This is a genomic window from Corynebacterium sp. BF-R-2 (assembly GCF_024586525.1).
GTDB lineage: Bacteria > Actinomycetota > Actinomycetes > Mycobacteriales > Mycobacteriaceae > Corynebacterium > Corynebacterium singulare.
The window spans coordinates 1-11811 of the sequence record NZ_JAMFTP010000022.1 but is presented as its reverse complement, the minus strand read 5'-3'; the positions used below and the strand labels follow the sequence as shown (position 1 = coordinate 11811).

The following is an 11811-nucleotide window of genomic DNA, read 5'->3' as shown; positions in this document are numbered from 1 at the left end:
CGCGCCGACACAAGTTGTGCCAACGCCACCTATACAATGACCGAAAACAGAGAGCCCTACCACCTATCCGGAAAACCCCGACCAACTACGCGGATTGCCCCTACCAACTACGCCGAAACGGCAACACATAACACCGGGTACGTGGAACACCGGTACCAACTACGCAGACTCGCGGTACCAACTACCCCAAATCGACACATTGCTTAAAAGAGCGATCAGTATCAACTAGTTAAGGACGCTCACTTCGGTTAAACTCCTGAATTCAACCGGTCAAAGCCACTTTTGGCTCCTTCATGCACGAATCCACGCTCAGCCCCATTGAGCGTTCGATCGACGACCTACATCACTGAGACATTTTGAGAATCAATCGCACAGTGCTTGATGCGATGGACTCAGCCCCCTAAGCGTTCCGAATCAAGAAAATTCCAACGGTTTAGAAAAGCGAATTTCGGAAACTCTTTGTCTGGGATCTCGCCGCAACTCAATTCACCCCCGGCTTAGCCCACCATCGGCATATCCGCGCTCAATCGGCACGGAAAGCGCCCGCACTCTATGCGACTCACAATCGAATTCAAAGAGGTAAGTCTGCGTGCCACGAACAATACGCAAAACCCTCCGGTTTGGCCCCCCGTCCTTGAAGGTGTATTCCACCTTCTCATCTGGGCCAGCCACCACAACAGCCGTAAGTAAACCAAAGTCTCGACTCGCACGCCCAAAGCCCACAGTCCACGTGTCCGTGGGTTGCTCGTTACGGAAGACAATGCCGCGAAGCCCTTCGCTGTCACCACGCGCCATGTTTACGTCAGTTGGTTCAAAGAAGCGTGAGCCTTCAATGCCATAGCGAACGAAAACCAGCTGAGTTCCATCCACTGTGGAACGAAAACGCACTGTCTCATACTTTGAGCCCACATACTCAAACTCAGGTGCCACATTCCAGCGCTGCTCTGCGTACTCTACTGATGTGGACGGCTGTAAGCTATCCGCCACCACCAAAGGACCGCAGTCTGCAAAGCAGGCACTGCGCTTCCATTTCAGCCCCTCCCAAGCGGTATCTTCAAAATCGAATGCGGACCACGTCGGTTCAATCTGGTACTCCACTAACCGCGAAGCTGTCTCGGGTGTGTGTTCTTTCCCCCGTACCGTAAGGACATTGTGTGCTTCTCGGCTGCGCGCGTAATCCCGCATGGCTCCAGCCACGTACCCTGGGTGGCCAGCATCCACAATGATGTTGCGCCCGCGGTCCCAAAATGTCAGCGACAAGTGGTCAAAATGCCCATGTATTGCACGGGCGGGCCCGAAGCGCAAAGAATAGTAACTCTCTAATTGATGTGCTCTGCGTTGCCCGAACCCTGAGCGTCCAAACACGTAGCCCGCGTTATAAACCTTGACACGTGGAATCTCCGTACCGGTTGCGCCATTCGACAGTGCAAATTCCACGGCTCCTCCGCGCACAAACTCTGGGCGTCTCGGCATTGAATCCCCTACCTCTACGAAGGTGCCACCTGGGGTAATGGAATGCGCGATGAATTCTTCTAGAGGCTTTTGCTTGGCGCGCAGCGCATCTCCCCCCGGTGCACCGAACAACTCAAATGCCTGGACGGTGGTCTGGCGCAGCCTCTCAATATAATTCGCATACTCGGGTGCTTGCTCGTTGATCGCACCTTCCTCATCGATCATAACCTCGAGGCAAGCTTTTGCCCGCTCAGCACCGATGGCGAGCATTGACTCATCGCTCAGCCTATCTCCTACCACCAGCAACGCTAGCGCCTGAGACAATCCGTGGTTCCAATATCCATCAAAGTGTTCTCGCAACCATTTCCCGTGATACTCGATGGCATCATGCAACCATTCTTCCTTTGGAAAAATCTCACTGAGTGCGCTTAACGATGCTGCCCTAATGGCCACCGCATGCCCTCCCCAGACGTACTCATCGCCGTGCCACTCAGGAGAGACGAGGTTCATTTCCCACCAGTTCCAGGCCACCGCCCACGCAAACTCTGAGCCGGCGGCAACTTCTTCGGACCATTCCGCTTGGGGGCTTTCCGCCGCACGATCCACAATAAAGTCAATCCAATTCAGCGAATGCAGATAAAAGCGCACCGTTGGATGTAGACTTTGGTCCTCTATCTGGGGCCAAAATGGTTTTTCAGGGTCAAACCGTACCTCTGGGTATGAATGAATCTGAATTCCTCCACCCAGAACCCCCCAGATTGAATTTAAGCGGCCCAATCCCCCCGAAATTACGATAGGACGGCCACGATTCTGGCCAGAATAGAGAGACACAGCTAATCCCGTCTAGCAAGTCACCCCGTAAGGCGCATCCAAGGCGCAAAATCTACAGCTACTACAAATCATTTTTGGATACTTGATCCAAATCCGGTTCCACCAAATATTGCAGTGGCTGGCCCTATGGTTCGCCTATGCGGAGTGTCGGAGCAGTTACCTACGCAGAGAACCAAGCTCGCGTTGACCAAACACAAACTGCGTACATTCGCCAAATGTAGCGCCGCAAAAGGTCAAAGCGAACGGGATCTGCGGCCTTCAGTTTCTCAAGAGGATTTGCAGGCTCCTTGGCCTTCAGTATATCCAACACCTCTTGCGAGCAAACGCTGGAAAGGAAACCCAAGTCACCTGAATCGACAATAAAATGCAAGGCGGTACTTAGGTTCGCAATGCTAGCAGAATTATAGGAGTCACCGCCGCTCTTCGACTTACCTGTTTCGGGCAAAGTGAAACCTCCCGTTCGAGCATCAAACTCCTCCGGTAAGATATCACTTTTACCATTTCTATCGAAGTTCCAAAGATCATCGCAAAGTGGAACATTCATTATTTCCCTAAATTGTGCGACTGCAGCGAGGAAAATCACTTGCTCCGACACTCGGTCAAAAACTGTCAGTGCATCGCATTTCGACACGAAGTCATGCCCGATCAGCGGATAATGGAGCTTTACAACATTTGAATAGTCCCTGTACTGAGGCAAGAGATAAAAGGACGCCCTTTTCTGAACGTGAAGTTCATACAAAGGTTCGATGTAATCGCTGAATGACTGCCCCGAATACCAATCCGTTACCCAATCATCCGATTCCCTCCTAAGTTCGTCCGACACGAAGGGTGAGCACTGCTTCTGCAAGGAAGCCAAAACGCGTGAGGGATCGTTTCGCATTGTCCGTGCAAAGCCGCCCCTCTGGATATGCGAATGCCCCATCATAAGATACTGGCCAATATGCTGTGGGTTTGCCCCTTCGAACATAATCTGCTGCGGTTCAGCCGACAGATGACCGGCCATTCTCTGAATACTCGTTGAAGCACTTTCAAAAAGGCCATCAGGAGAAGCCATCGCAACATTACTAACGATATGTCGAGCTCCGGCACGTTTCGCAATTTCACTTGCAATACCAACCTCTAGGTCGGACTGTCGCCCCCGGGTTTCAGCCTCAAATGATTTTTGCCCTCCGGCGAGCGCAGACAAAAGGACTCTAGAGTCCTTTCCTCCACTTAGACGCAAATTTACGAGTTCAGAATCGGGGATTCGACCAACCGATGCCGTCAGCGACTCGGCTAGCGACTTTGCTTTCTCCGCGACAGTGGCATCCTTGAAATCTACCTGATCGAATCTCGAATACTCACGAATCTTCACTCCAGATACTCCGCGGACAATGAGACATGCACCAGGCGGCAAAGCTTGCACATCTTCAAAAGGTGACTTCTCCCGGTAGGAGTAACCCCAAGCAAGGTAGTCTGCAGCATACCCCCGAGACAAACGAACCGTCGTTCGATCGAGCACTTCTGCAATCAGAGCAACTACAATGGCGTCAGATGACATCGCAAAGATGTTGTGGCGGTCATAATAGAACGCAGGAACCGCGCAAGGCCTCGAAGCAAATCCCAAAAGAGTGCCGTCTGATTTGCGGTGCGAAGCAGCAACAAAAGTGCCCGGGGCAGAATCGCTAAGATACATTCGCCCGTTCTTCAGGAAGTAAGACTCTTTAACCTCCTGGATCGACCCATTGTCGGCGAACCCGGCCATAAACTCGAAGGAATCTTCAACAGATACTCGCGATTCGATGGGATCGGAAACAATAAACGTGGTGTAAACATTATTCTGACAAAATTCGTGCCACCCAATTTGCGCCTTCCACGCCGCAGATTGCGCATGAACCGAGCTTATCCTTCGTTCAATCTCAAGTCGTTGCCCCTCCGGTATTGGCACTGTCGAACGAATGACGGCAAAAAAACGCATAGCATCTCCTAATGCTTCCAGAATGGGTTAGCAAAACCCTACACTAGCATTCCACCCGCCCGAGTCGACCAACGCAACGATTGACCTACCGGTTATCGTCCAAACACATCGCCAACGTGCGATTAGGAAGAGCTTTCCAACCTACAATCACCGTCTTACAGCGCAAACAACCGTTCTTCGCCTTCTTGCTAGATACGGCAAGTATCCTGTATCGACGGTTTGCCAGAAGCTAGAAAATTTCGAAACTAGGGCGTTTCACCAAACAGCAACTCCCGACGGAACACATGGATTTTCTACTTAAAGGCTCAACCTGCATCAAACCACTGATGAGACGCACCCCAAGCACAACCGGGCAGGTCATTCAATTAAACTCACGCTTACGCAGCACACTGTCAGATCGCAGATCGGCATAACCGTACGTCGATTTTTACATTGCACAGAGTCTAAGCGACCTATCTAAATTCAGAGCCGGATACCCTACGCCTTATTCACCCACTGGACAGCCAAAGGAATGTGCTAAAATCCCACTGTCCGTGGCTGATCGAAACAAGGAAAGCTGATGCAAAGTAAACAGAAGCTACTGTCCGGTAGGGTTTTAGGATTGGTAGCAACGCTATCTGGAATATGCTTCTGCGCGGCAATCTTTCAACCAAGTAGTTCAAGTAAAACATGGCTGCTCGCTGCGGGAACAATAGGAATTATCCTCTGCTTAGTCGGCACACTTTGGTGGATGAAAACTTCTTACAGCTCATTGAAGGGTCTTTTATCTCAGGGGAACAAGGACTCGAAAGCCTTGCACGCTCAACTAAGCGAGAGCTTAAATAGCCAAAAAAGCCTACGGGCCGAACAGGTCGAGCTCGCTCGGTCACTTCGCCACTTTAGAAAACAGGTCGACTTAGAACTGGCAAATCTTAAAAACGGCTTGATTTCATCTGATTCGGAAATCCTTTCTAGACAAGATGAGCTGAAATCCAAATTAAACGAGATACAGGGGCTTCAAAAAAAGAAGCACCTCCATGACCTTGAGCTGCAAGAGCGTCAAGCCCAAGAGGGACCAAAGAACTTTTACTCTCCAAATCAGATATCTTCCGTCGAAATCCTCGCAAAACCCGACGCGTTTTCCGCTGGCCGACAAGCAGCCGCCCAGAAGATGGCGGGAGACACCGAGAAGTCACTACAAGCCATTCTCAACGGGGACCAAGAAGAGTATTCCCGCTATCTTACCGGCATCGTCTGCAGCGCACTCCAAACCAAGCTAAAAGACGTCGGCGATTTCAAACCCGTTTTCCCTGGACAAGGCCAGCCAGACATTGATGCCCGTGTCAGCTATTTCATTATCGAAGAATCGGCGTTAAAGTCCCGACCTTGGCAGGGAACACTCGACACTACTAACACCCAAAACTTCATGCGTTTACTTCAGCTAATAAAGCAAGCTAGAAGTCAAAATACAGTAGTAATATTCATAAGTGAGGGCACTCCATCCGCGTTTACCGGGACTGTTGCGCAAAATTCCGACCTGGTAATTTCAGGCGACTCCTCAGACTTTAGATGGGAACGGGATGCCGATCTTCCAGTTATCAATCTGCTGCACGATTATGCTGAAGGGAAGCTAGACAATGAATAATGTAGTACTCTACGGCGACATAAGTCCGAACGTAATAGATGGTTCGTCGATATGGCTAGTCTCTATGACAGAGGCTCTAGCAGGAATCTTCGATCACGTCCACCTACAGCTTAAGCAGCCAGTAATTGATCGGAAGCTACTCTCGGCGTTGGACAATTTGGCCAACTTAACTATTCATGAACCCGAAGTAGAAGAACTGGCACCAGATTCGGCAGCACTTACTGTTGAATCCCTCGTCCATAAGCTTGGAGCCACCGCAGTAGTTTGCCGAGGAATTAACGCATGCAATGCATTCTGTTTGCGGAATGATATTGCCCCCCTCTTGTGGTCATACGTCACTGAACTTCCGTTCCCACCTGAGCGAATCTCTCCCAACAACCGGAATCGACTTACACGAATTGCTCAACGCAGCCGCAGACTTTTCGCACAAACTGAATCAGCTCGCAGCTACTTAGAATCCATTGCGCCCTCCGCCGCCGGGAAAGTTGTACTACTTAACCCGATGATCCCAAATGATTTTTTCTCTCATGCCCCAAAGGAACAATGGCACCTTGGACGTGAACTAAAGATTGTTTACGCTGGGAAGTTCGCCCGCGATTGGAAAACCCTAGAAATGTTGGACCTCCCTAACGCTTTGCGACGTTTGGGAATACCAGCATCGCTGACAGTCGTCGGAGACAAGTTTAACCGCGATCGCCCTGACCCCACTTGGTTACCACGAATGCAAGAAGCACTGTCTAAGGCACATGCCGATCCCGAAAGCGGGGTTCATTGGCTCGGAGGACTTCCCCGCTCCGAGTCGGCGTCTGAAATTAAATCAGCGGACTTGGGTTTGGGCTGGCGCACTTCCCAGTTAGACGGTGGTCTCGAAATATCTACAAAGGCCCTAGAATACGGCGCTTGCCGTACAGTTCCTATTGTTAATCGAACACAGGCGAATGAAGAGCATTTTGGCTCCGACTACCCCTTTTACGTTACTTCTGACGCCACCGTCGAGGACCTAGCACAGAGCATTGCTGATGCTCTCCCTAGGGTTTTGGACGCTACTGAAAAGGCGTTCAAGGCGTCTGAATCCTACAGCATGGAGCAGACTCAGCATAGGCTCGCTCGAGCATTCCAGCGCGCGGGTGCTTTATCAACAATTGACCCCGGCACATCGTCTGTTACCAAAGTGGTGATTGCTTCCCATGATCTTAAGTTCATGGGAGAGCTAATGGACCATTTGGAACGTTCCCCTAAGTTCGAAGTAAGAGTTGACCGTTGGTCGACACTCCACACACACGATGAGCAAACGAGCTTGGGGCTTCTTAATTGGGCAGATACGGTTTTCTGTGAGTGGGCTGGCCCCTCTCTCGCATGGTACTCGAATCAGAATCTTGGAAATACGAAACTTGTATCTAGGCTTCATCGTTTTGAACTAGATGGTCCTTGGATGAATAGCATTGACTGGCAGTCAGTCAGTGGCATGATCTTCGTCTCCGAACTTTATAGAAGGATGGCACTGGAGCGTTTACCCATTGAATATAACCAGACCAGCGTGATTCCCAATGCGGTAGACCTTGACGACTTTGATCGGCCCAAGACTTCTGACGCAAGATTCACGCTTGGTTTCGTCGGGATGGTACCTATCCACAAACGGCCCGATCGTGCGGTCAAACTCTTGAAGAAGCTTTTAGAAGTCGATGACCGCTACGTCCTTAGATTCAAAGGACGGATGCCTTGGGAATATCCTTATGAATGGAAAAACCCAATTCAAAAACAAATGTACCTTGAGTTTTTTAATCAGATTGGTTCAGATACTAGTTTGAGAAGTCATATTATCTTCGACGATTTCAGCGCCGATATCGCTTCGTGGCAGCGAAACATTGGTTTCATTCTCTCGCCTAGCGAGGTCGAGAGTTTTCATATGGCACCTGCAGAAGGCATGGCAGCCCGAAGCGTCCCCATTTTCTGGAACCGGCCGGGAGTCGACGAGATTTTTGGAGAAGAGTTTCTGCTTAATGACCTCGATGCTGCCGTATCACTGATACTGGATTGTAGGGATGAGGCTGTTTTTGCTCGCAAGGGCGAATACGCACGCTCTTCCGTAGCCCGTTGGGATCCCTCGGTCCTTTTGCCTCTCTGGGAAGATACACTCCAAAAAAGGTAGCAAAGCGACCTTGGCGGTAGGGCAGTTTGTTATAGATCGCAAGTTTTCCGATATACATTTTTACAAAAGGCACCTAGAGCTAACGGCTCTGCTTTAAGGTCACTAAGTCTCCCAGCTCCTTTACGGCAGGGTGGGGGAACGACCCGATAAGAGGCTTGGCCGTTATCTGCCAAATTCTTTCTTGGTATTCGAAATTTCGTATCTATCCCAAACACGGCGGCCCATGCTCTTCTTCATACCCTCCGAGCCTCACCTGTCCTTATCGGTCTCGGTCTGGATACTACAGATGGGCTCATACGCAGCAGAGGCGACTATCCGGCGAAGATGATCGCGCAGCATTCTACAACCACGTCGTCCGCCGGATTCACCAGATTTGGAAAGACTCCGATGAGGTTTATGGTGCCCCGCGGATCACCGCAGAAATTATCGAGCGCTACCACATTTCGCTTAACCGTAAGACTGTGGCGAAGCGGATGCGCATGATGGGCATTGAAGGGATTTCACCGCGTGCCTTTGTCCCGGTGACAACGATTCAATCCAAGCGTAAGTCAACTCTTCCTGACCTGGCCAAGCGCATATTTGATACTGGTGAGCTCAACCGGGTGTGGATGTCGGATATTACCTACCTGCGCACCGGTGAGGGCTGGTTGTACTTGTGCGCGGTCCGCAACGGCCATTCCCGCAGGGTATTGGGCTGGGCAATGGATAGTGTTCAAGACACACACCTGGTTGAACGGGCCCTGCGGATGGCGCATATGCTTCCGCGGTGACGTTCCTGATGGGCTGGTGTTTCATGCTGACCGCGGAACCCAATTCACCAGCGAGAAGCTCTGGGAGGTGTGCAGCAGACTGGGCATTGCTCAGTCTGTGGGGCGTACTGGTGTGTGCTTCGATAACGCGATGGCCGAGTCGTTTTGGTCGACGCTTAAAACCGAGTTCTACGACCGTAAGCGCTGGTCGAGCCGTGATGCCGCACGCAAGGCCGTTGCCTACTGGATTGAAGTCGTCTACAACCGCCGGCGCCGGCACTCTGCATTCGGGATAGCCAGCCCCGTCGACTTCGAAAACCGAATTGGTCTAACCACCAGCAGAAAAGAAATAGCTGCCTAACCACTGGGTACCTCCACTACGTGTCCACAATTTGCGGGCAATCCCAAAATCCCTGCGCACACTCTTTTCAACGTTCAGCGCAAACGACCACAAGGTCCTTGTCGTCGTGGACCAGCCCAATAACATTGGGCGACTAACTGTCGCAATTGCCCAAGACATCGGAATCGACGTGCGCTACCTTCCAGGTTGGGCTATGCGCCAACTCTCACGCATCCACGCTGGTAATGCCAAAACTGATATCCGGGATGCATATATCATCGCCCACGCTGCAAAGAACCTTCCGGAATCCCTCCGCAGTGTCGACCGCGTCGAAGAAGCCTTCCTCCAGTTGAAAGTCCTCAACGGCATCGACGAAGACTTAGCACGCTCCTACACCAGGCTCATCAATCAGATTCGAAGTGCACTAGTTGGCTGCTACCCGCAATTCGAACAAGCCCTTCGCGGCCAGGTGATCCACCGCAAATGGGTTCTGCACCTACTTGCACGCTACGGCGGGCCCACCAAAATAAAGCGCCTCGGAAAAGCCAAAGCAGCTTGGGCTGTGTCAAGTTTTGTGGACGGGGAAACTCGTTAATTTAGTGTTTATGCCGTTTGGGCGGCTGGTGTTTCGGGGTTGAGGAAGCGGTTCATGGACTGGGCAGGTACCTGTCCGGTCGCGGTGTGGATCCGCCGCCGGTTGTAGTACGTCTCAATCCATTCACCGACTCGAATACGAGCCTCAAGCTTGGTGGGAAACTGCTTGGTTGCGTACATCAGATGCAGTTTCAACGTCGAAAAGAACGACTCCGCCACCGCGTTATCCCAGCACACGCCGACCTCTCCGACGGAGAGTCGAACATCAATAGAAGCCGCGTACTCAGCGAATCTCGCCGAGGTGTACTGGCTGCCGCGGTCCGAGTGGAAAATCGCATTACCAGCAACAAAGCCCGCGCGGTGTGCCATAGCTAGGGCGTCAATAATCAGCGTCGTTGTCATACGGTCGGCAACCTGCCAGCCGATGACCATCCTGGTGGACAGATCAATGACCGTCGCTAGATACATCCAGCCCTGGCTGGTGCGAAGATAGGTAATATCCCCGCATAGCCCAGTGGTGGGAACTGGCGGATTAAACTGCCGTTTAACCAGGTCACCGCGTACTTTAGCGTTAGGATCCGCAATAGTGGTGCGCTTGAATGCTCGCCGGTATTGCGCAGTAAGTCCCAGCTCTTCCATGGCTTTACGCACACCATACAAACTGAGATCAATGCCTTGTGCGCGTAGCTCTGCGTGGATTGTGCGTGCTCCGGCAAAGCCATTGTGCGAGGCGAAAATCTCGGTGATAAGCCCGTAGAGCCTGTGGCGTTTGCCGCGGGGACTGCTGCCGGCATAAGGGCGGCTACGACGATGCTTCCAGGCGTAGTAGCCGGCCCGGGAGACTTCCAGAACCCTGGCCATCATCGTTACCGTGTAGCGTGGTTTCCTCGCGCCTTCTTCGTCGAAATGCTCGATGACTTTAAAGACGTCGTCTTCTAGTGCTCCCTGGCGAAGAAGGCGGCCGCTTTTTTTAAAAACTCGTTTTCAATTTCCAGTTCGCGGACTCGTTTGGCCAGCTCAGTCGGGTCTTGTGAGTCGGGATCTGCTTTGCGCATGTGCGAGCCGGATCCGGTGCCTTCGGTGCCCTGGGCTTTGGCGACCCAGCGGCCCAGAGCAGACGCGGATACCTCGTACTCTGCGGCGACTTCGGCGCGGGACTTGCCCAGCACCAGTACGGCGTCCACGCACTGCTGCTTGAATTGATCGGAATAAGCGCTAGGCATAATGACCATCCTTCATGTTGAGAGTTTCTCCGTCAACAAGAATCCTGACACCTCAGCTGCCTTCGCTCGACGCTATAAGGCACGCAATCCCGAACCCGTCATCGATGCCATATTCGCTGCCATCTCTGAGCAAACAGTCGCCATTGCTGGTGCACAATATGCCGAAATGGGCGTAGCAATGTCGGCGAAGGACGCACTTTTAAAGCTTGAGCACCGCAAACAAATCGAGCAGGAAGTCATCGAGCTCATCAACGACATCCCCCACACTCAAATCCTGCTATCCATGCCAGGAATTGGGCCGAAGACGGCTGCCCAAATTCTCATGACCGCGGGCGACATGTCCGACTTCCCGACAGCTGGGCACCTAGCCTCTTACGCTGGCTTATCACCCCGAACGAATCAGTCCGAAAACCTCAATCATGTCGAACTCACTGAACAGAGCTGGCAATAAAAACTAAAGAACACCCTATGGCAATCATCTTTTGCATCCATCAGATTCCACGAGCGTTCACGGCAATCCTATGAACGAAAGCGCCGTGAAGGCAAGAGACACAACGCCGCAGTCGTAGCGCTAGCCCGCAGACGGCTCAACGTCCTATACGCCATGATGAGCAACCACGAGTACTACCGCGATCCCGACCAATCACAGGAAGTCAAAGCAGCCTAAACACCAAACAGCCGACTGGGAAACCCCAGTCGGCTGACAGCCATACCAGAAAACAACACGCCCAAACAACCCCGGCTAAAAAATCAACCCCGGCTAATCCACCTGTTCAGAAGACTGAAATGGTAGCGGTGTGGTGAGTATCTGGTAGCGCCTGAGTGAGTATCCGGTAGCGGTGTCTTACTCAGGCGTTGTTGGTGGTTATGTGCGGGTGGTCAGTCGCATGTT

Annotated in this window: 7 protein-coding genes and 3 pseudogenes; 6 read left to right on the top strand and 4 right to left on the bottom strand. The window is 51.9% G+C overall.

The genetic code is table 11. The features are described 5' to 3' along the window. Nucleotides 1-486 precede the first annotated feature (486 nt). Together M5J09_RS13280 and M5J09_RS13035 are read right to left on the bottom strand one after the other, a co-directional pair. Nucleotides 487-2100, bottom strand: coding sequence for a heparinase II/III-family protein (locus M5J09_RS13280; protein ID WP_257158152.1), 1614 nt, complete (start codon nt 2098-2100; stop codon nt 487-489). A 343-nt stretch (nt 2101-2443) separates the two neighbouring features. Beyond that, on the bottom strand, nt 2444-4240 hold the full coding sequence (locus M5J09_RS13035; RefSeq protein ID WP_257158151.1) for a hypothetical protein: 1797 nt from the start codon (nt 4238-4240) through the stop codon (nt 2444-2446). Between the two features lie 730 nt (nt 4241-4970). Between M5J09_RS13035 and M5J09_RS13030 the strand changes: the two genes are divergently transcribed. From M5J09_RS13030 to M5J09_RS13010, 5 genes and pseudogenes are all read left to right on the top strand, one after another. Further along, nucleotides 4971-5864, top strand: a complete 894-nt coding sequence (locus tag M5J09_RS13030) for a hypothetical protein (protein ID WP_257158150.1) — start codon at nt 4971-4973, stop codon at nt 5862-5864. Continuing rightward, the gene (locus tag M5J09_RS13025; protein ID WP_257158149.1) at nt 5857-8013 is read left to right on the top strand and encodes a glycosyltransferase; all 2157 of its coding nucleotides are present in this window, start codon (nt 5857-5859) and stop codon (nt 8011-8013) included. The genes M5J09_RS13030 and M5J09_RS13025 overlap by 8 nt, the downstream gene beginning before the upstream one ends. 155 nt (nt 8014-8168) lie before the next feature. Next, nucleotides 8169-8783 carry an IS3 family transposase gene (locus M5J09_RS13020; RefSeq protein WP_257158148.1) on the top strand — a complete coding sequence of 205 codons (615 nt, stop codon included), beginning with the start codon at nt 8169-8171 and terminating at the stop codon, nt 8781-8783. Between the two features lie 67 nt (nt 8784-8850). Further along, entirely contained in the window at nt 8851-9123 is a 273-nt protein-coding gene (locus tag M5J09_RS13015) for an integrase core domain-containing protein (protein ID WP_257158147.1), read from the top strand. Then, nucleotides 9116-9658 (top strand): annotated as a pseudogene (locus M5J09_RS13010) (IS110 family transposase); the annotation flags it as partial. The gene M5J09_RS13015 and the pseudogene M5J09_RS13010, both read left to right, overlap by 8 nt. Nucleotides 9659-9705: 47 nt before the next feature. Here M5J09_RS13010 and M5J09_RS13005 read toward each other — a convergent pair. Together M5J09_RS13005 and M5J09_RS13000 are read right to left on the bottom strand one after the other, a co-directional pair. Continuing rightward, nucleotides 9706-10614, bottom strand: a pseudogene (locus M5J09_RS13005) (IS3 family transposase); the annotation flags it as partial. Nucleotides 10615-10631: 17 nt separating this feature from the next. After that, a complete protein-coding gene (locus M5J09_RS13000) occupies nt 10632-10919 on the bottom strand; it encodes a transposase (protein WP_257077011.1) in 288 nt (95 codons plus the stop codon). 52 nt (nt 10920-10971) lie between these two features. On the opposite strand from M5J09_RS13000, the pseudogene M5J09_RS12995 reads away from it, so the two are divergent. Then, nucleotides 10972-11586: pseudogene (locus M5J09_RS12995) on the top strand (transposase); the annotation flags it as partial. Nucleotides 11587-11811: the final 225 nt, after the last annotated feature.